This window comes from Aeromicrobium halocynthiae (assembly GCF_039531385.1).
GTDB lineage: Bacteria > Actinomycetota > Actinomycetes > Propionibacteriales > Nocardioidaceae > Aeromicrobium > Aeromicrobium halocynthiae.
Genome location: NZ_BAAAPY010000003.1, coordinates 132,468 through 153,020, shown reverse-complemented (window position 1 = coordinate 153,020; position 20,553 = coordinate 132,468). Strand labels below are relative to the sequence as shown.

24 protein-coding genes are annotated in these 20,553 nt (G+C 69.9%); 22 read left to right on the top strand and 2 right to left on the bottom strand.

The window, feature by feature from the left end; genetic code table 11:
- Positions 1–95: 95 nt before the first annotated feature.
- Positions 96–1,172: an acyltransferase family protein gene (locus ABD213_RS06305; RefSeq protein ID WP_344326023.1), complete on the bottom strand. Its 1,077-nt coding sequence runs from the start codon at positions 1,170–1,172 to the stop codon at positions 96–98.
- A 35-nt stretch (positions 1,173–1,207) separates the two neighbouring features.
- Between ABD213_RS06305 and ABD213_RS06300 the strand changes: the two genes are divergently transcribed.
- Positions 1,208–1,759, top strand: a complete 552-nt coding sequence (locus ABD213_RS06300; protein ID WP_344326021.1) for an NUDIX hydrolase — start codon at positions 1,208–1,210, stop codon at positions 1,757–1,759.
- Here ABD213_RS06300 and ABD213_RS06295 read toward each other — a convergent pair.
- Positions 1,678–2,856, bottom strand: coding sequence for a hypothetical protein (locus tag ABD213_RS06295; RefSeq protein ID WP_344326018.1), 1,179 nt, complete (start codon positions 2,854–2,856; stop codon positions 1,678–1,680). The two genes, ABD213_RS06300 and ABD213_RS06295, sit on opposite strands and share 82 nt — an antisense overlap.
- A gap of 159 nt (positions 2,857–3,015) precedes the next feature.
- On the opposite strand from ABD213_RS06295, the gene ABD213_RS06290 reads away from it, so the two are divergent.
- The 21 genes from ABD213_RS06290 to rplX all read left to right on the top strand — a co-directional run bounded on the left by ABD213_RS06290 (position 3,016) and on the right by rplX (position 20,553).
- The gene (locus ABD213_RS06290) at positions 3,016–3,720 is read left to right on the top strand and encodes a GntR family transcriptional regulator (protein WP_344326016.1); all 705 of its coding nucleotides are present in this window, start codon (positions 3,016–3,018) and stop codon (positions 3,718–3,720) included.
- A 64-nt stretch (positions 3,721–3,784) separates the two neighbouring features.
- On the top strand, positions 3,785–5,083 hold the full coding sequence (locus ABD213_RS06285) for a hydroxyacid-oxoacid transhydrogenase (RefSeq protein WP_344326013.1): 1,299 nt from the start codon (positions 3,785–3,787) through the stop codon (positions 5,081–5,083).
- Between the two features lie 68 nt (positions 5,084–5,151).
- Positions 5,152–8,010 carry an FAD-binding and (Fe-S)-binding domain-containing protein gene (locus ABD213_RS06280; RefSeq protein ID WP_344326009.1) on the top strand — a complete coding sequence of 953 codons (2,859 nt, stop codon included), beginning with the start codon at positions 5,152–5,154 and terminating at the stop codon, positions 8,008–8,010.
- A gap of 180 nt (positions 8,011–8,190) precedes the next feature.
- Positions 8,191–8,565, top strand: coding sequence for a 30S ribosomal protein S12 (rpsL, locus tag ABD213_RS06275; protein WP_344326006.1), 375 nt, complete (start codon positions 8,191–8,193; stop codon positions 8,563–8,565).
- Positions 8,565–9,035, top strand: a complete 471-nt coding sequence (gene rpsG, locus ABD213_RS06270; protein WP_344326003.1) for a 30S ribosomal protein S7 — start codon at positions 8,565–8,567, stop codon at positions 9,033–9,035. Before rpsL ends, rpsG begins: the two co-directional genes overlap by 1 nt.
- An 87-nt stretch (positions 9,036–9,122) precedes the next feature.
- Entirely contained in the window at positions 9,123–11,183 is a 2,061-nt protein-coding gene (gene fusA, locus ABD213_RS06265; protein WP_425546027.1) for an elongation factor G, read from the top strand.
- Between the two features lie 90 nt (positions 11,184–11,273).
- Positions 11,274–12,467 (top strand): elongation factor Tu, encoded by a 1,194-nt coding sequence (tuf, locus tag ABD213_RS06260; RefSeq protein WP_344325997.1) that lies wholly within the window; start codon positions 11,274–11,276, stop codon positions 12,465–12,467.
- Between the two features lie 243 nt (positions 12,468–12,710).
- Complete coding sequence (locus tag ABD213_RS06255; protein WP_344325994.1) at positions 12,711–13,700, top strand: type IV toxin-antitoxin system AbiEi family antitoxin domain-containing protein; 990 nt, start codon at positions 12,711–12,713, stop codon at positions 13,698–13,700.
- Between the two features lie 522 nt (positions 13,701–14,222).
- A complete protein-coding gene (gene rpsJ / locus ABD213_RS06250; protein ID WP_067859819.1) occupies positions 14,223–14,531 on the top strand; it encodes a 30S ribosomal protein S10 in 309 nt (102 codons plus the stop codon).
- A gap of 16 nt (positions 14,532–14,547) precedes the next feature.
- Entirely contained in the window at positions 14,548–15,204 is a 657-nt protein-coding gene (gene rplC / locus ABD213_RS06245) for a 50S ribosomal protein L3 (RefSeq protein ID WP_344325989.1), read from the top strand.
- A gap of 3 nt (positions 15,205–15,207) precedes the next feature.
- Complete coding sequence (rplD, locus tag ABD213_RS06240; protein ID WP_344325986.1) at positions 15,208–16,152, top strand: 50S ribosomal protein L4, sunset domain variant; 945 nt, start codon at positions 15,208–15,210, stop codon at positions 16,150–16,152.
- 2 nt (positions 16,153–16,154) lie between these two features.
- Complete coding sequence (rplW, locus tag ABD213_RS06235; protein WP_344325983.1) at positions 16,155–16,457, top strand: 50S ribosomal protein L23; 303 nt, start codon at positions 16,155–16,157, stop codon at positions 16,455–16,457.
- 11 nt (positions 16,458–16,468) lie between these two features.
- Entirely contained in the window at positions 16,469–17,296 is an 828-nt protein-coding gene (gene rplB, locus ABD213_RS06230) for a 50S ribosomal protein L2 (RefSeq protein WP_344325980.1), read from the top strand.
- Positions 17,297–17,311: 15 nt separating this feature from the next.
- The gene (gene rpsS, locus ABD213_RS06225) at positions 17,312–17,593 is read left to right on the top strand and encodes a 30S ribosomal protein S19 (protein WP_344325977.1); all 282 of its coding nucleotides are present in this window, start codon (positions 17,312–17,314) and stop codon (positions 17,591–17,593) included.
- Positions 17,590–18,039: a 50S ribosomal protein L22 gene (rplV, locus tag ABD213_RS06220; RefSeq protein WP_344325974.1), complete on the top strand. Its 450-nt coding sequence runs from the start codon at positions 17,590–17,592 to the stop codon at positions 18,037–18,039. Before rpsS ends, rplV begins: the two co-directional genes overlap by 4 nt.
- 2 nt (positions 18,040–18,041) lie before the next feature.
- A complete protein-coding gene (rpsC, locus tag ABD213_RS06215) occupies positions 18,042–18,857 on the top strand; it encodes a 30S ribosomal protein S3 (protein ID WP_344325971.1) in 816 nt (271 codons plus the stop codon).
- A complete protein-coding gene (rplP, locus tag ABD213_RS06210; RefSeq protein ID WP_344325968.1) occupies positions 18,857–19,279 on the top strand; it encodes a 50S ribosomal protein L16 in 423 nt (140 codons plus the stop codon). Before rpsC ends, rplP begins: the two co-directional genes overlap by 1 nt.
- Positions 19,279–19,497: a 50S ribosomal protein L29 gene (gene rpmC, locus ABD213_RS06205; protein ID WP_425546024.1), complete on the top strand. Its 219-nt coding sequence runs from the start codon at positions 19,279–19,281 to the stop codon at positions 19,495–19,497. The genes rplP and rpmC overlap by 1 nt, the downstream gene beginning before the upstream one ends.
- Complete coding sequence (gene rpsQ / locus ABD213_RS06200) at positions 19,494–19,778, top strand: 30S ribosomal protein S17 (protein WP_344325962.1); 285 nt, start codon at positions 19,494–19,496, stop codon at positions 19,776–19,778. The genes rpmC and rpsQ overlap by 4 nt, the downstream gene beginning before the upstream one ends.
- A 7-nt stretch (positions 19,779–19,785) precedes the next feature.
- Complete coding sequence (gene rplN / locus ABD213_RS06195; RefSeq protein WP_087624392.1) at positions 19,786–20,154, top strand: 50S ribosomal protein L14; 369 nt, start codon at positions 19,786–19,788, stop codon at positions 20,152–20,154.
- A 3-nt stretch (positions 20,155–20,157) separates the two neighbouring features.
- Positions 20,158–20,553 carry a 50S ribosomal protein L24 gene (gene rplX, locus ABD213_RS06190; RefSeq protein WP_344325959.1) on the top strand — a complete coding sequence of 132 codons (396 nt, stop codon included), beginning with the start codon at positions 20,158–20,160 and terminating at the stop codon, positions 20,551–20,553.

Genomic DNA, 20,553 nt, shown 5'->3' with positions numbered 1-20,553 from the left:
ACGCTGAGACGAGGGGCCCCGGACCGCATGGTCCGGGCCCCCTCGTCGTCCGGGGCCTCGACACGTCCTTCGTCGTGCCCCCGCCTCGGAGCGGTTCAGGCCTTGTGAGGCTGCGGCTCGGGCTCGCCGCTCGAGCCCTCCCGGGCGAACAGCCAGGTCAGGCGAGGCTCGAAGATCGGCCGGAAGACCATCGCGACGACCGAGGTCATGAGCACCGTGGCGGCGACGGTCGCGACGACCATCGTCAGCACCACGGCGGGAGCGCCGTACGGCTGCAGCGCGTCGAAGACCCCGAACTGGTACCGCAGCACGAGGATGATGTAGCCGTGCAGCAGGTAGGCGTAGAGCGTGCGCTCGCCGAGGCGACTCGTCCAGGAGCGGCGGCGCGGCACGAGGGACAGGGCAGCGAACGTCATGACCAGCCCGACGGCCAGCAGCTCGCCGCGTTGCAGCATGCCCTCCAGCGGCGCGGCCTCGAGCGGAGGTTCGTCGTAGCGCTGCTTCCACAGCAGCCAGTCGAGGGTCCACTGCGAGGAGAAGAGGTAGCAGTAGACGAAGGCGCCGGTGAGCAGGAGCGCGGAGGCCACGCGGATCCGCACGTCGGCGAGCCGCTCGAACCGCTCGCGGGTCATGTGCATCCCGATCACGTAGAACGGCAGGAAGCCCAGGATCTTCGGCAGTGCCAGCACGTTCGGGACCTCGATGAGGCCGACGAGCAGCGAGATCGCCAGCGAGGTGGCGATGGGGTAGCGCAAGGAGCGCCAGATCGGGGTCGTCAGCCGCCAGACGAAGAGCGCGGCGAGGAACCAGCCGAGCCACTGGGGCGACAAGAACATGTAGGGCGTCGGTTCGCCCGTGTAGTGGCGGAAGATCATCTGCAGCGAGATCTCGACGATCAGGTACGGGACGACGAGCGTGCTCACGACGCGCCGCACCTGACGCGGCGTGCCCGTGTAGTTCCGCGCGAGGAAGCCGGAGACGAGCACGAACAACGGCATGTGGAACGCGTAGATCCAGGTGTAGACACCGCGGGCCGAGTCCATCTGCGTGAACTGGGTGAGAGAGTGTCCGATGACGACGAGCAACATGACCCAGTAGCGGGCGTTGTCGAGGTAGGCGACGCGTCCCGCGGGCTCGCGCGTCGTGGGACTCGATGACGGGTGCTGACTCACCGGCCCGATGATAGTGACCTCCGGAAAGGACGAGCGTGGGGACGACGCCACGACGGACACAGCGCCTCGGCGCCTACGCGGTGATCCTGCGCGACGACCCGCAGGGCGTCGAGCACGTGCTGCTGACGCAGATCTCCGACCGGGGCTACCCGCCGCGCTGGTGGGCACTGCCCGGGGGAGGGGTGGACCACGGCGAGTCGCCCGACGACGCCGTCGTGCGGGAGGTCCACGAGGAGTCCGGCGTGCGGGTCGTGGGGCACCGGCTCGTCGCCGTTCACGACGTCCACCTCATCGAGCAGGGCCGCGACGACGCCTACGAGGACTACCACGGCGTCCACCTGCTCTACGCGGCGTGGATCGAGGGCGAGGGACTCGTCCCGCTCGAGGTCACGGAGCAGGACGGGACGACCGAGGTGGCCCGCTGGCTGCCGACGGCGACCCTCCTGCAGGATCCTCCGGGACGACTCCTGCCGGCGGCCGTCCACGCGCTCGAGCGGCTCGACGACTATCGGTCGTCGTCCGCGGCGGCGCCCAGGGGCTCGATCGGGCCCTCGTCCACCGGGCCGGTCGAGCCCTCGGGGACGTAGAACATCAGCGCGTAGTTGCCGCGCGCCGAGAGGACGTAGGCCGCGACGGCCACGTTGCCGTCGGCGTCGACCGACCGGTACGCCGTCGTGATCTCGTTGAGGTCCTCCACGACGTCGACCTCCGGCTCCCCGACGCCGCTGGCGAACCGCTCGGCCAGCTCGTCGGCACCGCGGACGCGGTCGGCGGCCGCCGCGACGAACGTCGGACCCACTCCCGAGAGCAGGACCGTGGTCTGCTGCGGCGTCTCCCACTCGAAGGGGAGCCCCTCGGGGGAGGGCGCGTCGAGGTCCATCCGCGGCCAGATCAGGCCCGAGCGGTCCTCGCCGTCGATGGACCGAGGCACCTGGACGGTGGACGTCTCGCGCTCGACCTGTCCGCTGCGGGGGTCGCCCACGTACTCGGCCGTGACCGTCATGACGGGGCTCTGTCGGGACGCGGCGCGACCCGTGCGGGTGGCGGCGTCGCCGGGGTCGGCGGTGACGACGAGGCGGACGTCGCGACCATCGGACGTCAGACCGCGAGCCTCGACGCGGCAGGAGGTGACCCGACCGTCCTCGTCCTCGCAGTAGCGTCCGATGTCGTCGGTGACGAGCCCGGCGCCCGGCACGACGGCGTTCATCTGGCCGATCATCAGCCGCAGTGCCTCGGTCGGGTCCTCGTCGATGCGCAGCACCGCGATCGTCGTGTCCGGCCGTGGTGGGGTGCCGATGGGGGCGAACGTGTCCCGGCCGGGCTGGGTCTCCGGCGTGGGGGCAGGGGTGGGGATCGGCTCGCCGGACTCCTCGGCCTCGGCGCGCTGCGCCGCCTCGGCGGCCTCCTGCTGGGCGAGGGCGGCATCGAGCGCCGGACGGTAGGCGGCGAGGAGCCGCTCGCTGCGCAGGCGGACGAGCGGACCCAGCTGGGTGGCGCCCTCGGGGACCTCGAGGCCGTAGGCGATGGGGGTCTGCGGACCCGACTCGTGCTCGGCGATGCTGGTCGGGGCCGAGGCGACCGCGGACGGGGTGGGGCCGAGGACGTCGGTGGGTGTGCGCGCGTCGCAGGCGGCCGCACCGAGCAGCAGCAGGCTGGCGCAGGCGGCGACGACGGGTCGTCTCATGTCTCTCCTCGCGGCGGGCTCCGTGGCGGTGGTGTGGCTGGCGCCGTCCGCCATCCTCCCATCGAGGTCGCGCGGACCGGCCACACCCCATGTTCGCGGTACCGTCCAAGGAGGCGAACCGATAGCATCGCGGGCGACCGAGACGGAAGCGAGCTCCCCATGTGCCCGGCGCAGTCCTCGTCGCACCCGAGTGCTGCCGATCGCGTCTTCACCGTGGTCCGCGACGCGATCCTCACCGGGTCCCTGGCGGCCGGCTCCCGCCACTCGGTCTACCGCCTCGCCGCCGAGCACGACGTCTCCCGCACGCCGGTGCGCGAGGCCGTGCTGCGCCTCGCGGACGCGGGGCTGGTCTCGATCGAGCGCAACCGCGGGTTCGTGGTCCGCTCCATCACCGCCGCGGACGTGCGCGAGGTCTTCGAGCTGCGCCTCCTGCTCGAGGTCCCCGCGGCGGCGTGGGCGGCGGCGCACCTCGACGCGTCGCTGGCCGAAGAGCTGCGCGGCGCCCTCTCCGACCTCCGCGAGGCCGCCGCGTCCGGCTCCCTGGAGAGGTTCGAGGGGTGCGACCGGGCGCTGCACGCGATCATCGACGGCGCCCCGGGCAACGACCGGCTCGCGCGAGAGGTCGGACAGCTCCGGTCGTCGGTCCGGGCCCGAGGGGCCGTGACCGTGGACCGGTCCCGCACCGTGACCGACGTGCTCGAGGACCACGAGCCCATCGTCGCGGCGATCCTCGCGCAGGACCCGGACGCGGCCGCCGAGGCGATGCGCACCCACCTGGTGCGTACCGCCGCCCTGCTGATCGGTCAGCTGAGCGATGACCCGACGGACGTGCGACTGTGGCCCGAGGACGTCGAGCCGAGCTGATGGCGCTCGCACCACCGACCCCACCTGTCCGGCCCGCGCGGCCGACCATCATCGAGGAGCCGACATGAGCCACCACCCCGAGCACGCCGAGTCGATCTTCACCTACGGGGCGCCGCGGCTGAAGTTCGGTGCCGGTGCGCGTCACGAGCTGGGGCACGACCTGGCCGACCTGGGGGCACGTCGTGTCCTGCTCGTCACCGACCCCGGTGTCGCGGCGACAGGCGCCCCGGCAGAGGTGGCCGAGGCGTTGGGTCGGGACGGCATCGAGGCGGTCGTCTTCGACCGGGCCCGCGTCGAGCCGACCGACGCGAGCCTCGCCGAGGCGGTGGCGTTCGCGCGGGCCGAGGCGCCGTTCGACGCCGTGGTGGCGATCGGCGGTGGCACGGCCATCGACACCGCCAAGGCCGTCGACCTGCTGCTGACCAACGACGGTGAGCTGATGGACTACGTGAACGCCCCGGTCGGCGGCGGGCGGGCGCCGGCCAACGCGCTGCTGCCGCTCGTCGCGGTGCCGACCACGACGGGCACGGGGAGCGAGAGCACCACCATCTGCGTGCTCGACGTCGTCAGCCAGCACGTCAAGACCGGCATCTCCCACCCGCGCCTGCGCCCGACCATGGCGGTCGTCGACCCGGAGCTCACCATGAGCCAGCCGGCGGGCGTCACGGCGGCCTCCGGCCTGGACATCCTGTGCCACGCCCTCGAGAGCTACACCGCCCGTCCCTTCACGTCCTACGAGGCCAAGCGCGCGGACCAGCGGGTGCCGTACTGCGGGTCGAACCCGATCTCCGACCTGTGGTGCGAGAAGGCCCTGACCCTGATGTCGGGCTCGTTCCGCACCGCCGTCCTCGACGGCGGCGACGCGCACGCCCGGACGGAGGTCGCGATGGCGGCGACCTTCGCCGGACTGGGCTTCGGCAACGCAGGGGTCCACATCCCGCACGCGAACGCCTACCCGATCGCGGGGCAGGTGCGTGACTTCAGGCCCGACGGCTACCCAGTGCTGGTCGAAGGGGGGGACCACGCGATGGTGCCGCACGGGATGGCGGTCTCGCTGACCGCCCCGGAAGCCTTCCGATGGACCTTCGACGCAGCCCCCGAGCGCCACGTGCGCGCGGCACGCCTGCTCGAGCCGGCTGCGCCGGAAGCCGACGGCCCCGACCTCCTGCCGGCGGTCCTGACGCGGGTGATGCGCGACGTCGGCATCCCGCCGGGCCTGTCCGCGGTCGGCTTCGGCGAGAGTGACGTCGATGCGCTCACCGAGGGGGCGTTGAAGCAGGAGCGGCTGCTCACGACCGCACCGAAGGCTCCACAGGCCGAGGACCTCGCCGCGATCATGACGGCGTCGCTGGACCTGTGGTGACCCACTCCCTGCGACGCTCGGGGTCTTGACGCTCGGGGTCGTCGCCGCACCGTAGTAGCATGCTACTCATGGTCGACACCACCCTCTCCGTGCGGCAGGACGTCGTCGCCGCTCTCCGGCGCCACGGGGTGGGCGACGTCGACGACTCCTCGCTGGCACGCGCGCTGTACAGCACCGACGCGTCGCTCTACCGCGTCGTGCCGCAGGTCGTGGTGCGACCACGCCACGGCGACGAGCTCGAGGCCGTCCTCGCCGCCTCGCGCGAGACCGGCGTGCCCGTCACGCCGCGCGGTGCCGGGACGTCCATCGCCGGGAACGCCGTCGGGTCGGGCATCGTCGTCGACCTCTCCGCGCACCTGAACCGCGTGCACGAGGTCGACGTCGAGGCGGGCCGCGCGACGGTCGATCCCGGCGTCGTCCACGCCGCGCTGCAGACCGCCGCCGGCCCTCACGGGCTCCGCTTCGGCCCGGACCCCTCGACCCACACCCGCTGCACGGTCGGCGGGATGATCGGCAACAACGCCTGCGGCAACCGCGCCCTCGGCTACGGCCGCAGCGCCGACAACGTCGCGGGCCTGGAGGTGCTCACCGCGGCGGGGGAGCGACTCGTGCTCGCCCGCGACGGGTCCAGTGCCTCGCCCACCCTGGACCGGCTGCGGGAGGTGATCGGCTCCGACCTCGCCACCGTGCGCACCGAGTTCGGTCGGTTCGGACGTCAGGTCTCCGGCTACAGCCTCGAGCACCTGCTCCCCGAGCGCGGCTTCGACGTGGCCTCCTTCATGGCAGGCACCGAGGGCACCCTCGGCCTCATCCGCTCGGCCACCGTCGACCTCGTCGAGGTCCCGCGGCACGTCCACCTCGTGGTGCTGGGGTACGGGTCGATGGCCGAGGCCGGTGACGACGTCCCGACGATGCTCCCCTTCGACCCGATCGCCTGCGAGGGGCTCGGCGCGCGGATCGTCGAGGTCTTCGCAGAGGCCAAGGGCAGTGCCGGCGTCCCGGACTACCCGCGCGGCGGGGGATACCTCTACGTCGAGCTCGCCGGCGACGACCCCGCGGCCCTCGCGGCGCGCGGCGACGAGGTCGTGCGTGCCTCCCAGGCGCTCGACCACCGGCACGTCACGGACTCGCGCGCGCAGGCGGCCTTCTGGCGGATCCGTGAGGAGGGCGCCGGCCTGGCCTCGCGCATCTGGGACCGGCCGGCGCTGTCGGGCTGGGAGGACGCGGCCGTCCCGCCGGAGGCGGTCGGTGCCTACCTGCGCGACTTCGCCGGACTCCTCGCCGAGCACGACCTCCACGGCGAGCCCTACGGGCACCTCGGCGACGGATGCGTGCACGTGCGCATCGACTTCCCGCTCTCCGACGACGGCGGGAGCGCGGCGTACCGGCACTTCATCGAGGACGCCGCCCGACTCACCGCGTCCCACGGGGGATCCTTCTCCGGGGAGCACGGCGATGGCCGGGCCCGCTCGGAGCTGCTCCCGCTCATGTACTCCCCGGCCGCGATCGACCTGTTCGCCGCGGTCAAGCACGTCCTCGACCCCGACGACCTCATGAATCCCGGCACGCTCGTCCGTCCGGCCCCGCTCGACGCCGACCTGCGCGGACAGGGTCGCGGGTGGGCGCCCGGTCTCCAGGGGGCGCGGCGCGGACTTCGCCTGCTGCACGACGACGGCGACCTCGGAGCAGCCGTGCACCGCTGCACCGGCGTGGGCAAGTGCCTGGCCGACAACCGACCCAACGCCTCGGTCATGTGCCCCTCCTTCCAGGCCACCCGGCAGGAGAAGGACTCGACCCGCGGCCGCGCGCGCGTGCTGCAGGAGATGGTCGACGGCCGCCTCGTGGGGGAGGGCTTCCGCTCGCCCGAGGTCCACGAGGCACTCGACCTGTGCCTGTCCTGCAAGGGCTGCCTCAGCGACTGTCCCACCGGCGTCGACATGGCCACGTACAAGAGCGAGGTCCTGCACCAGAGCTACCGCGGACGCGTCCGCCCGCGCAGCCACTACGTGCTCGGCCGGCTGCCGTTCTGGGCGCGGCTCACCTCGCCGGTCGCCCGGCTCACGAACCTGGCCCTGCGGGTCCCGGGTCTGGTGCACGTCGCCCGCTGGGTCGCCGGGGTCGACCAGCGACGCAGCCTGCCGACCTTCGCGACGCGTCGCTTCGGTCGTCTCGCGCGCGCCCGCGCCCACACCGACGGCGCTGCTGCCGTTGAGTCGCGGGGAGGGAGTGCCCGGGTCCTGCTGTGGGCCGACTCGTTCACCGAGTACTTCTCCACCGACGCGGGCCGAGCGGCGATCACGCTGCTCGAGTCGGCCGGGTACGCCGTCGAGGTCCTGCGTCGCCCCCAGTGCTGCGGCCTGACGTGGATCACCACCGGCCAGCTGGACACGGCGCGCACGCTGGTCCGACGGGCCGTCGAGCAGCTGCACCCCTACGTGGAGCAGGGTGTCCCCGTCCTCGGGCTCGAACCCTCGTGCACCGCCGTGCTGCGCTCCGACGCCGTCGAGCTGATCGACGACCCGCGCGCGGCCGAGGTCGCCGCCGGCGTCGTGACCCTGGCCGAGCTGCTCGAGCGGACCCCCGGGTGGAGTCCGCCGGACCTCTCCGGAACCGAGGTGGTCGTGCAGCCGCACTGCCACCAGTCCTCCGTCATGGGCTTCGGCGCCGACCTGGCCCTGCTCGAGCGCAGCGGCGCCCGTGTCACCCGGTTGTCGGGATGCTGTGGCCTGGCCGGCAACTTCGGCGTCGAGAAGGGCCACTACGAGGTCTCCGTCGCGGTCGCCGAGCACCAGCTGATGCCGGCCGTGCGCGACGCCGGTCCCGGCGCGGTCGTCCTCGCCGACGGCTTCAGCTGCCGGACCCAGCTCGACGACCTCGCGGACGTGCGCGCCGTGCACCTGGCCCAGCTGCTCGTCGGTCGCACCTGAGGTGGTCCGGCCGGACCGGACCGTCACCCCCGCATTTTGACCCCGGCATGGGCGCCCGGTAGCATGGGCACCTGTGCCTGACGTCTGTCGGGCCGCACGTCGTGCCCACCAGCCGTCCGCGTCGTTCCGATGCGCTTCGCCGTGGGCAGCTCCCCACGAACCGCAACGAAAGAAGACGTAGTGCCCACGATCAACCAGCTGGTCCGCAAGGGTCGTCAGACCAAGGTGGTCAAGAACAGCACGCCGGCCCTCAAGGGCTCGCCCCAGCGCCGCGGCGTGTGCACCCGCGTGTACACCACGACGCCGAAGAAGCCGAACTCCGCGCTGCGCAAGGTTGCTCGTGTCAAGCTCTCCAGCGGGACCGAGGTCACCGCTTACATCCCCGGCGAGGGGCACAACCTGCAGGAGCACTCCATCGTGCTCGTGCGCGGTGGCCGTGTGAAGGACCTCCCCGGCGTCCGGTACAAGATCGTTCGCGGCTCCCTCGACACCCAGGGTGTCAAGGGCCGCAAGCAGGCTCGCAGCCGTTACGGCGCGAAGAAGGAGAAGAGCTGATGCCTCGCAAGGGTCCCGCTCCGAAGCGCATCCCCGAGACCGATCCGGTCTACAGCAACCAGCTGGTCACCCAGCTGATCAACAAGATCCTGGTCGACGGCAAGAAGCAGACCGCCCAGCGCATCGTCTACAGCGCCCTCGAGGGCGCTCGGGCCAAGAACGGCACCGATCCGGTCGTCACGCTCAAGCGCGCGCTCGACAACGTCAAGCCGAGCCTGGAGGTCAAGAGCCGCCGTGTCGGTGGCGCGACCTACCAGGTCCCGATCGAGGTTCGTCCGGCCCGTCAGACCACCCTCGCGCTGCGCTGGCTCGTCAAGTACGCCAGCGAGCGTCGCGAGAAGACGATGGCCGAGCGCCTGCAGAACGAGATCCTCGACGCCAGCAACGGCCTCGGGGGCAGCGTCAAGAAGCGCGAGGACACCCACAAGATGGCCGAGGCCAACCGCGCCTTCGCCCACTACCGCTGGTAACCAGCACCACCCCGACGTAAGGAACGGCTACCCCACGTGGCAACCGACATCACGACCGATCTGAAGCGCGTTCGCAACATCGGCATCATGGCGCACATCGATGCCGGCAAGACGACGACCACCGAGCGCATCCTGTTCTACACCGGCATCACCTACAAGATCGGTGAGGTCCACGACGGCGGCGCCACGATGGACTGGATGGAGCAGGAGCAGGAGCGCGGCATCACCATCACGTCCGCCGCCACCACCTGCTGGTGGAAGGACCACCAGATCAACATCATCGACACCCCCGGGCACGTCGACTTCACCGTCGAGGTCGAGCGCTCGCTGCGCGTCCTCGACGGCGCCGTCGCCGTCTTCGACGGTGTCGCCGGTGTCGAGCCGCAGTCCGAGACCGTCTGGCGTCAGGCCGACAAGTACGGCGTCCCGCGCATGTGCTTCGTCAACAAGCTCGACCGCACGGGTGCGTCGTTCGACTTCTGCGTCAAGACCATCCGTGAGCGCCTCGGCGCCACGGCGCTCGTCCTGCAGATCCCGATCGGCGCCGAGAGCGACTTCCTCGGCGTGATCGACCTCGTCGGCATGCGTGCCCTCACGTGGCGCGGCGAGACCACGATCGGTGAGGACTACACCGTCGAGGAGATCCCCGCCGAGCTCGCCGACACCGCGGCCGAGGGTCGCGAGCGCCTGCTCGAGACCCTCTCCGACGTCGACGACGACATCGCGATGCTCTACCTCGAGGGCGAGGAGATCGACGTCGACACCCTCAAGGCCGCGATCCGTCGCGCGACCCTGGCGGCGGCGCTCAACCCGGTCCTGTGCGGCACGGCATTCAAGAACAAGGGCGTCCAGCCCCTGCTCGACGCGGTCGTCGACTACCTGCCCTCGCCCATCGACGTCGGGGCCGTCAAGGGCCACGACGCCAAGGACGAGTCGGTCGAGGACTCCCGCGAGCCCTCCGAGGAGTCCCCGTTCGCAGGTCTGGCCTTCAAGATCGCCACCGACCCGCACCTGGGCAAGCTGACCTTCGTCCGGGTCTACTCCGGTCGCCTGGAGTCCGGCAGCAACGTGCTGAACGTGACCAAGGGTCGCAAGGAGCGGATCGGCAAGATCTACCAGATGCACGCCAACAAGCGCGAGGAGATCGCGTCGGTCGGTGCAGGTCAGATCGTGGCCGTCATGGGTCTGAAGGACACCACCACCGGCGAGACGCTGGCCGACCCGGCCAAGCCGATCGTGCTGGAGTCCATGAGCTTCCCGGCGCCCGTCATCCAGGTCGCCATCGAGCCCAAGACCAAGAGCGACCAGGAGAAGCTCGGCGTCGCCATCCAGAAGCTCGCCGAGGAGGACCCGACGTTCCAGGTCCACACCGACGAGGAGACCGGCCAGACCATCATCGCCGGCATGGGTGAGCTGCACCTCGACATCCTGGTCGACCGCATGAAGCGCGAGTTCAAGGTCGAGGCCAACGTCGGCAAGCCGCAGGTCGCCTACCGCGAGACCATCAAGCGCGCCGTCACCGGTCACAGCTACACCCACAAGAAGCAGACCGGTGGCTCGGGCCAGTTCGCCAAGGTCGTCATCGGCGTCGCGCCGAACGCGCCGGAGGGCGAGAACGAGGGCGGCTACGAGTTCGTCAACGAGGTCACCGGAGGCCGCGTGCCGAAGGAGTACATCCCCTCGGTCGACGCCGGCGGTCAGCAGGCCATGGAGTTCGGCGTCCTCGCCGGCTACCCGATGGTCGACGTGAAGTTCACCCTCGAGGACGGCGCCTACCACGACGTCGACTCCTCCGAGCTCGCGTTCAAGCTGGCCGGCAACATGGCCTTCAAGGAGGCCGCGCGCAAGGCCGACCCCGCCCTGCTGGAGCCGATGTTCGCCGTGGAGGTGACCACGCCCGAGGACTACATGGGCGATGTCATCGGCGACCTCAACTCCCGCCGTGGCCAGGTCCAGTCCATGGAGGAGGGCTACGGCGGCGCCAAGCTCGTCAAGGCACTGGTGCCGCTCTCCGAGATGTTCGGCTACGTGGGCGACCTGAGGTCCAAGACCTCCGGGCGCGCGTCGTACTCGATGCAGTTCGACTCTTACGCCGAGGTTCCCAAGGCCGTCGCGGAGGAGATCATCAAGAAGGCCCGCGGCGAGTAACAGCGGTCCATCCCATAAGGTGGCCTGAGGTTCTCATCCGGATCCGACGGCGTTCACAGACAAGCAACAACCAACTCAGGAGGAGCCCAAGTGGCTAAGGCGAAGTTCGAGCGGACCAAGCCGCACGTCAACATCGGCACGATCGGTCACGTCGACCACGGCAAGACCACGCTGACGGCGGCGATCACCAAGGTGCTCGCCGACAAGTACCCGGATCTCAACTCCGCGTCGGCGTTCGACCAGATCGACAACGCGCCGGAGGAGAAGCAGCGCGGCATCACGATCTCCATCTCTCACGTCGAGTACCAGACCGAGGCGCGTCACTACGCGCACGTCGATGCTCCCGGCCACGCCGACTACGTGAAGAACATGATCACCGGTGCGGCCCAGATGGACGGCGCGATCCTCGTGGTCGCCGCCACCGACGGCCCCATGCCCCAGACGCGCGAGCACGTGCTGCTCGCCCGCCAGGTCGGCGTGCCCTACATCCTGGTCGCGCTCAACAAGTCCGACATGGTCGACGACGAGGAGATCCTCGAGCTCGTCGAGATGGAGGTCCGTGAGCTGCTCAGCGAGCAGGACTTCGACGGTGACAACGCCCCCGTGGTCAAGGTCTCGGCGCTCAAGGCGCTCGAGGGCGACCCGGAGTGGGTCAAGAGCGTCGAGGACCTCATGGAGGCCGTCGACGAGAACGTCCCGATGCCGGACCGCGACACCGACAAGCCCTTCCTGATGGCCATCGAGGACGTCTTCACGATCACCGGTCGCGGCACCGTCGTCACCGGCAAGATCGAGCGCGGCAAGATCAACGTCAACGAGACCGTCGACATCGTCGGCATCCGTGAGGACAAGCAGACCACGACGGTCACGGGCATCGAGATGTTCCGCAAGTTCCTCGACTACGCCGAGGCGGGCGAGAACGTCGGCCTGCTGCTGCGCGGCACCAAGCGCGAGGACGTCGAGCGCGGTCAGGTCGTCATCGCTCCGGGTTCGGCCACGCCGCACACGGAGTTCGAGGGCCAGGTCTACATCCTGTCCAAGGACGAGGGCGGCCGTCACACGCCGTTCTTCAACAACTACCGCCCGCAGTTCTACGTCCGCACCACGGACGTGACCGGTGTCGTCGAGCTGCCCGAGGGCACCGAGATGGTCATGCCGGGCGACAACACGGAGATCAGCGTCAAGCTGATCCAGCCGATCGCCCTGGAGGACGGCCAGCGCTTCGCCATCCGCGAGGGTGGCCGCACCGTCGGCGCCGGCCGTGTCACCAAGATCATCAAGTGAGTCTCTGACCCGCTGATCCGCGAAGCCCCCGCTCGAGCCCCGGCTCGGCGGGGGCTTCGTCGTGCTCGCGGTTTACCACGGTCCCACGGTATGGCTGTTCTTCCCGCGGCAGATCTGCCGCGGGAAGAACAGCATTGCCGGGGGAGGTCCGCCGCGTCCACAGTCGAGCAGTGACGGAGGCGTCGTCCACAGCGCCGACACGACCGATGGCGCCCCGCACCTGCGCTGACGACGATCTCCTCCATGGACGCTCACCTCACCGCGCTCGCCGAAGCCAACGGCGGCTACCTCTTCCGTCACCAGCTGCTCGACCTCGGGGTCGACGACCGCATCATCGCGGCCTGGCGCAGGGCTGGAGAGGTCGTGCGGATCCGTCACGGCACGTACGCCACTCGCGCGTCGTGGGCGACGGCGGACGACGGCCAACGGCTCGCGATCCGGACTCGATCGGTGCTCGACAAGCTCGGTCCCGGCGTCGTCGCCACCCACGCGAGTGCTGCGGCGCTCCACGGTCTCGACCTCTACCTCCCGAGCGCCGGCCCCGTGCACGTGACGAGGGTGGACGGCCGGGCCGGTCGGCAGGAGGCAGGGGTCATCCACCACGAGAACGACCTCCCGGACTCCGACGTCGTCGAGGTGGACGGTCGAGCGGTGTCGTCGCCGTTGCGCGCCGTGCTGGAGGTCGCTGTTTCCGAGGACGTGGAGTCGGCGATGGTGACAATCTCCTCGGCCCTCCGCCTGGGCTTGGTCAGCGAGACGGACCTCGAACGCAGCCTCGTCGCTCTGCGGCACTGGCCCGGCGTCCGGCGTGCGCGGCTGGCCGTCCGGCTCTCGGACCCGGCTCTCGAGTCGGTCGGAGAGGTGCGGTCGCTGCACATGATGTGGGAGGGCGCCCTCCCACACCCGACGCTCCAAGCGCGCCTGGCCCTCGCGGGTGGCGGGGACGCGCGGCTGGACTTCCTGTGGGAGTGGTGGTGCCACGTGGGCGAGTTCGACGGCCAGCTCAAGTACGGCCGCCTCAACCTCCTGCCCGACGACCGGGGGCTCGTCCTGACCCAGGAGAAGATCCGCGAGGACCGCATCAGGTCGCTCGGGCTGGGGATGTCCCGGTGGGTGTGGGCCGACCTCGCCCCGGATCGTCGTGCAGCCACCGCCGAGCGGATCCGGCGGGCGATGCACGAGTCCCGCCGGCTCTACGCCCGAGAGGCGCGCTCCTTCGCTGTCCATCGATGAGGCGCAGGCCCGAAGGCTGCCGCTGCGGTGAACGACAGCAGGGCCTGCCGGACGTGGACGCACGGGAGCAGGAGCGACGCCCCGCATCGCCGGTGCGCGGAGGGCCCTCCTCCCGCGGCGAGATGGTTCTTCCCCCGGCAGATCTGCCGCGGGGAGTGCACGCTTGCCGTGGGACCGTGGTAAACCGCAAGACCGCGGGAGGCGATTTGTGTTCTCGGGCGGGGGTCTGTCAGACTAGTGCGGTTGCTCCGGCTGGATCGCTGGGGCGCGCCTGCCCGGGCTCACGCCGGGAACCACGGGTGCGTCGCGGATCGGCCTGAGCGTCGCAGGTGCGACAGACACGGACTGGTCCCAGGCCGTCGTCGGCATCGGGCGCTCCAACCACCCAACTCCAGAAGTGTTGCGCATGCTCGTGGTCACGATCACGACACGCCCGACCTCGGGGGCCGGAGGGGAGCGACCCTCCACGGGTGGCGACATCCACGAGCACAGACAGCTGACGAGAGTAAGGACGAGCAGAGCATGGCGGGACAGAAGATCCGTATCCGGCTCAAGGCCTACGACCACGAGGTGATCGACACCTCCGCGCGCAAGATCGTCGACACGGTGACCCGGACGGGTGCCTCCGTCGCAGGGCCCGTGCCGCTGCCGACGGAGAAGAACGTGTTCTGCGTGATCCGTTCGCCCCACAAGTACAAGGACAGCCGCGAGCACTTCGAGATGCGTACGCACAAGCGGCTCATCGACATCATCGATCCGACGCCCAAGACGGTCGACTCGCTCATGCGACTCGACCTGCCGGCCGGCGTCGACATCGAGATCAAGCTCTGAGGGGAACGACAGACCTATGAGCACCACCTCCACCCAGAACACGCGCGGCCTGCTGGCCCGCAAGATCGGCATGACCCAGGTGTGGGACGAGAACGGCCTGGTCGTTCCGGTCACCGTCCTGGCCGCCGACACCAACGTCGTCACCCAGATCCGCACGCGCGAGACCGACGGCTACACCGCCGTGCAGCTCGGCTTCGGCGAGATCGACGGCCGCAAGGTCAACAAACCCGAGTCGGGTCACTTCGCCAAGGCCGGCGTCACGCCGCGCCGCCACGTCGTGGAGATCCGCACCGAGGCCATCGCCGACTACACCGTCGGTCAGGAGATCTCCCCGGAGATCTTCGCCACCGGCGACGCCGTCGACGTGACCGCCACCAGCAAGGGCAAGGGCTTCGCGGGCGTCATGAAGCGTCACGGGTTCGCCGGTGTGGGCGCCTCCCACGGCGCGCACCGCAACCACCGCAAGCCCGGTTCCATCGGCGGCTGCGCCACCCCCGGCCGGGTCTTCAAGGGCCTGCGCATGGCCGGTCACATGGGTGTCGAGACCGTCACCACCCAGAACCTCACCGTCCACGCGGTCGACGCCGACAAGGGCGTCATCCTCGTCAAGGGCGCGGTCCCCGGTCCCAAGGGCGGCCTCGTCGTCGTCCGCAGCGCAGCCAAGGGAGCCTGATCCATGGTCAAGAGCATCGATGCGGATCTGCCCGTCGACATCTTCGACGTGCAGACCAACGTCCCCCTGATCCACCAGGTCGTCACCGCCCAGCTCGCTGCAGCGCGTCAGGGTACCCACGACGTCAAGAGCCGCGGCGAGGTCCGCGGTGGTGGCAAGAAGCCGTACCGCCAGAAGGGGACCGGCCGCGCCCGCCAGGGCTCGATCCGTGCGCCTCAGTACGCCGGCGGTGGCATCGTCCACGGACCGACGCCGCGCAGCTACGAGCAGCGCACGCCCAAGAAGATGAAGGCTGCCGCTCTGCGCGGTGCCCTCTCCGACCGGGCACGCACGGGCCGCCTGCACGTCGTCGAGTCCCTCGTGACTGGCGAGACGCCGTCGACGAAGGCCGCGATCGCCGCCGTGCGCGAGCTCACCGCCCGCCGCCGTGTGCTGGTCGTCGTCGAGCGTGACGACGCCGTGACCCAGCTCAGCCTGCGCAACGCCAAGGACGTCGAGCTGATCACCTTCGACCAGCTCAACACCTACGACGTCGTGCGCAGCGACGACCTCGTCTTCACCAAGGCCGCCTTCGACGCGTTCGTCGCGGCCCGCTCGGCCGAGGGTGTCTCCACGGTCGCGTTGAGCGAGGCCGTCGTCGAGGCCGACGCGGCACCGGCCACGAAGGCCCCGGCGAAGAAGGCCCCGGCCAAGAAGGCCGAGGCCGCCGCGACCGAGTCGGTCGACGCCGAGGTCGAGGGCGCCACCAAGACCCAGCCGTACGGCCCCGGGTCCAAGGCGCCGCTCAAGAGCGGCAACGCGCCCAAGGGTCACGAGGTCAAGGGCGTCGAGTCCAGCAAGACGTTCCTGGTCGAGGGCGACGGTGGCTACGCCGACGCCGAGGCCGACGTCTGGTTCGAGAACGAGTCGGCGGCAGAGGCTGCCGGCTTCACGAAGGCAGGAGAGTGAGCATGAGCACCCTGCACAAGGATGCACGTGACGTGCTGATCGCCCCCGTCGTCAGCGAGAAGAGCTACAACCTCCTCGACGACAACAAGTACACGTTCCTGGTGCGCCCGGACGCCAACAAGACGGAGATCAAGATCGCCGTCGAGAGCGTCTTCGGCGTCACGGTGACCGCTGTGAACACGATCAACCGCAAGGGCAAGACGCGCCGCACGCGCAACGGCCTCGGCAAGCGCAAGGACACCAAGCGCGCGATCGTCAGCGTGGCCGCCGGCCAGAGCATCGACATCTTCTCGAGCCCGAGCTGAGGTAGCGAACCATGGCCATTCGAAAGTACAAGCCGACCACGCCCGGTCGACGCGGTTCGTCCGTCGCCGACTTCGCCGAGGTCACCCGCAGCACGCCGGAGAAGTCCCTGCTGGAGCCGCTGCCCAAGAAGGGCGGGCGCAACAACCAGGGCCGCATCACCACCCGTCACCAGGGTGGTGGCCACAAGCGTGCCTACCGGGTCATCGACTTCAAGCGGTACGACAAGGACGGGGTGCCGGCCAAGGTCGCGCACATCGAGTACGACCCGAACCGCACCGCTCGCATCGCGCTGTTGCACTACGCCGACGGTGAGAAGCGCTACATCATCGCGCCGGACGGGATCCGCCAGGGTCAGACCGTCGAGGCCGGTGTGGGCGCTGACATCAAGACCGGCAACAACCTGCCGCTGCGCAACATCCCGGTCGGCTCCACCATCCACGCCGTCGAGCTCCGCCCCGGCGGCGGTGCCAAGATGGGCCGCTCGGCCGGATCGCGCGTGCAGCTCGTCGCCAAGGAGGGCAGCCGCGCCCAGCTGCGCCTGCCGTCCGGCGAGATGCGCTACGTCGACGTCCGCTGCCGCGCGACGCTGGGCGAGGTCGGCAACGCCGAGCAGTCCAACATCAACTGGGGCAAGGCCGGCCGCAACCGCTGGAAGGGCAAGCGTCCGACCGTCCGCGGTGTCGTCATGAACCCTGTGGACCACCCGCACGGCGGTGGTGAGGGCAAGACCTCCGGTGGCCGTCACCCGGTCAGCCCGTGGGGCAAGCCCGAGGGCCGCACGCGCAAGCGCAAGGCCAGTGACCAGATGATCGTCCGCCGCCGCAAGTCCGGCCGCTGAGAGAGGACCTGAAGAATGCCACGCAGTCTGAAGAAGGGTCCCTTCGTCGACGGCCACCTCGAGAAGAAGGTGGACGCTCAGAACGAAGCAGGGACCCACACCGTGATCAAGACCTGGTCGCGTCGCTCGATGATCCTGCCGTCCTTCATCGGACACACGATCGCCGTGCACGACGGCCGCAAGCACGTGCCGGTGTTCATCACCGACTCGATGGTCGGGCACAAGCTCGGCGAGTTCGCTCCGACCCGCACGTTCCGCGGCCACGAGAAGGACGACCGAAAGGCCAAGAGGCGATGAGCGCAGCGACCCGTACCACCGTCAGTGCACGCCGCGAGCGGCTGCTCGGCGACGCGCCCGGCGCGTTCGCCGTGGCCCGCTTCGTGCGCGTCACCCCGCAGAAGTCCCGCCGCATCGCGGACCTCATCCGTGGCATGAACGCGGAGGAGGCCGTCGCGATGCTGCAGTTCGCGCCGCAGGCCGTCGCCCAGGACTTCCGCAAGCTGGTCGCCTCCGCGGTGGCCAACGCCGAGACCACCGAGGACCTCGACGCCTCCGACCTGGTCATCTCCACCGTGCTGGTCGAGGAGGGCCCGACGATGAAGCGTTGGCGCCCGCGCGCCAAGGGTGCGGCCAACCGCATCCTGAAGCGCTCCAGCCACCTGACCGTCGTCGTCCAGCCGGCCGACACCCTGCCGAAGACGCGCAAGGGTTCATCCACGAGCAAGAAGAAGGGCGGGAACTGAGCATGGGTCAGAAGATCAACCCGCATGGCTTCCGACTCGGCATCTCGACCGACCACAAGAGCCGTTGGTACGCCGACAAGCTGTACAGCAGCTACGTCGGTGAGGACGTCAAGATCCGCAAGATGCTGACGCACGGCATGGACCGTGCCGGCATCAGCAAGGTCGAGATCGAGCGCACGCGCGATCGCGTCCGGGTCGACATCCACACCGCTCGTCCGGGCATCGTCATCGGTCGTCGCGGCGCCGAGGCCGATCGCATCCGCGGTGACCTGGAGAAGCTGACCGGCAAGCAGGTGCAGCTGAACATCCTCGAGGTCAAGTCCCCGGAGATGGACGCCCAGCTCGTCGCGCAGGGCGTGGCCGAGCAGCTCAGCGGTCGTGTGCAGTTCCGTCGCGCCATGCGCAAGGCGATGCAGACCACGATGCGTTCGGGCGCCAAGGGCATCCGCATCCAGTGCTCCGGTCGTCTCGGCGGCGCCGAGATGAGCCGCTCGGAGTTCTACCGCGAGGGTCGCGTGCCCCTGCACACGCTTCGCGCGGACGTCGACTACGGCTTCTACGAGGCCAAGACGACCTTCGGCCGCATCGGCGTGAAGGTCTGGATCTACAAGGGCGAGGTCGCTGGCACGCGTGCCGAGCGCGAGGCCGAGGCCGCCAAGCGTGCCGCGGCTCCCGGTCGTTCGCGTCCGCAGCGCGGTCGCCGTCCGGCCCGTGACGGCGACGCCGCCGCGGCTCCCGCCCAGGGCGAGACGGCTGCGGCCGCTCCCGCCCAGGACCAGGCGCAGGCCCAGCCCGCCTCGGAAGGAGCGCAGAGCTGATGTTGATCCCCCGTAGGGTCAAGTACCGCAAGCAGCACCACCCCAAGCGCCGCGGCATGGCCAAGGGCGGCACGGAGCTCGCCTTCGGCGACTTCGGCATCCAGGCGGTGGAGGGTCACTACGTGACCAACCGTCAGATCGAGTCCGCTCGTATCGCCATGACCCGTCACATCAAGCGAGGCGGAAAGGTCTGGATCAACATCTACCCGGACCGTCCGCTGACCAAGAAGCCCGCCGAGACCCGCATGGGTTCGGGCAAGGGCTCGCCCGAGTGGTGGGTCGCCAACGTCAAGCCCGGCCGGGTGATGTTCGAGCTCTCGGGCGTCTCCGAGGACGTCGCCCGCGAGGCGATGCGCCGCGCCATCCACAAGCTGCCGATGAAGGCCCGCTTCATCAGCCGCGAGACCGAGGGAGGCATGTGATGTCGAAGACGACCGCTGCTGACCTGCGCGAGCTCGACGCCGACGCGTTGGCCGAGAAGCTCCGTGAGGCCAAGGAAGAGCTGTTCAACCTGCGGTTCCAGAACGCCACCGGCCAGCTGGACAACACCGCCCGACTGAAGACCGTGCGCCGCGAGATCGCGCGCATCTACACGGTCCTGCGCGAGCGCGAGCTCGGGATCATCGAGGTGGACGCATGAGCGAGAACACGAAGAAGGAAGAGACTGTGGAGCGTACGACGCGCAAGGTCCGCGAGGGCCTGGTCGTGAGCGACAAGATGGACAAGACGGTCATCGTGACCGTCGAGGACCGCGTCAAGCACGGCCTCTACGGCAAGGTGCTGCGTCGCAACACCAAGCTGAAGGTCCACGACGAGCAGAACGCTGCCGGCGTCGGCGACCGTGTCCTCATCAGCGAGACGCGCCCGCTGTCGGCCACGAAGCGTTGGCGTCTCGTGGAGATCCTCGAGAAGGCGAAGTGAGAGACCAATGATCCAGCAGGAGTCGCGACTCAAGGTCGCCGACAACACCGGTGCGAAGGAGATCCTCTGCATCCGTGTGCTCGGCGGCTCCGGTCGGCGCTACGCCGGCATCGGTGACACCATCGTCGCCACCGTCAAGGACGCCATCCCCGGCGGCAACGTCAAGAAGGGCGACGTCGTCAAGGCCGTGGTGGTGCGCACCGTCAAGGAGCGCCGTCGTCCGGACGGTTCGTACATCAAGTTCGACGAGAACGCCGCCGTCATCCTCAAGACCGACGGCGACCCGCGCGGAACCCGCATCTTCGGCCCCGTCGGCCGCGAGCTGCGCGACAAGAAGTTCATGCGCATCATCTCGCTGGCACCGGAGGTGCTCTGAGCCATGGCCCAGAAGAACACGAAGCAGAACGAGAAGAAGACCCTGTCGATCCGCAAGGGTGACCAGGTCAAGGTGATCGCCGGAGCCGACAAGGGCGTCGAGGGCAAGGTCATCGAGGTCCTGGCCGACCGCGAGCGCGTGATCGTCGAGGGCGTCAACCGCGTCAAGCGGCACACCCGCACCGGCACCGACGGCGGAGCGAACACCGGCGGCATCATCACCAGCGAGGCCGCGGTGCACGTCTCCAACGTCATGCTGGTCGTCGACGCCGATGGCGACAAGACCACGACCCGCGTCGGACACCGCCGCGACGAGGTCACCAAGTCCCGTTCCGACGGGTCCACCTACGCAGCGCACCGCAGCGTGCGCCTCGCCCGCAAGACCGGGAAGGAGATCTGA

Excerpts from the sequence above, each read along its gene's own strand:
- ABD213_RS06280 (WP_344326009.1), top strand. The coding sequence starts at position 5,152 with ATGGTCGACACCACCCTCTCCGTGCGGCAGGACGTCGTCGCCGCTCTC.
- rplD (WP_344325986.1), top strand. The coding sequence starts at position 15,208 with ATGGTCAAGAGCATCGATGCGGATCTGCCCGTCGACATCTTCGACGTG.
- rplB (WP_344325980.1), top strand. The coding sequence starts at position 16,469 with ATGGCCATTCGAAAGTACAAGCCGACCACGCCCGGTCGACGCGGTTCG.
- rplP (WP_344325968.1), top strand. The coding sequence starts at position 18,857 with ATGTTGATCCCCCGTAGGGTCAAGTACCGCAAGCAGCACCACCCCAAG.
- rpsC (WP_344325971.1), top strand. The coding sequence starts at position 18,042 with ATGGGTCAGAAGATCAACCCGCATGGCTTCCGACTCGGCATCTCGACC.
- ABD213_RS06290 (WP_344326016.1), top strand. The coding sequence starts at position 3,016 with ATGTGCCCGGCGCAGTCCTCGTCGCACCCGAGTGCTGCCGATCGCGTC.
- rplV (WP_344325974.1), top strand. The coding sequence starts at position 17,590 with ATGAGCGCAGCGACCCGTACCACCGTCAGTGCACGCCGCGAGCGGCTG.
- rplC (WP_344325989.1), top strand. The coding sequence starts at position 14,548 with ATGAGCACCACCTCCACCCAGAACACGCGCGGCCTGCTGGCCCGCAAG.
- rplN (WP_087624392.1), top strand. The coding sequence starts at position 19,786 with ATGATCCAGCAGGAGTCGCGACTCAAGGTCGCCGACAACACCGGTGCG.
- ABD213_RS06255 (WP_344325994.1), top strand. The coding sequence starts at position 12,711 with ATGGACGCTCACCTCACCGCGCTCGCCGAAGCCAACGGCGGCTACCTC.
- rplW (WP_344325983.1), top strand. The coding sequence starts at position 16,155 with ATGAGCACCCTGCACAAGGATGCACGTGACGTGCTGATCGCCCCCGTC.
- rpsG (WP_344326003.1), top strand. The coding sequence starts at position 8,565 with ATGCCTCGCAAGGGTCCCGCTCCGAAGCGCATCCCCGAGACCGATCCG.
- ABD213_RS06285 (WP_344326013.1), top strand. The coding sequence starts at position 3,785 with ATGAGCCACCACCCCGAGCACGCCGAGTCGATCTTCACCTACGGGGCG.
- rpsJ (WP_067859819.1), top strand. The coding sequence starts at position 14,223 with ATGGCGGGACAGAAGATCCGTATCCGGCTCAAGGCCTACGACCACGAG.
- rpsQ (WP_344325962.1), top strand. The coding sequence starts at position 19,494 with ATGAGCGAGAACACGAAGAAGGAAGAGACTGTGGAGCGTACGACGCGC.
- rpsS (WP_344325977.1), top strand. The coding sequence starts at position 17,312 with ATGCCACGCAGTCTGAAGAAGGGTCCCTTCGTCGACGGCCACCTCGAG.
- ABD213_RS06295 (WP_344326018.1), bottom strand. The coding sequence starts at position 2,856 with ATGAGACGACCCGTCGTCGCCGCCTGCGCCAGCCTGCTGCTGCTCGGT.
- fusA (WP_425546027.1), top strand. The coding sequence starts at position 9,123 with ATGGCGCACATCGATGCCGGCAAGACGACGACCACCGAGCGCATCCTG.
- rpmC (WP_425546024.1), top strand. The coding sequence starts at position 19,279 with ATGTCGAAGACGACCGCTGCTGACCTGCGCGAGCTCGACGCCGACGCG.
- rplX (WP_344325959.1), top strand. The coding sequence starts at position 20,158 with ATGGCCCAGAAGAACACGAAGCAGAACGAGAAGAAGACCCTGTCGATC.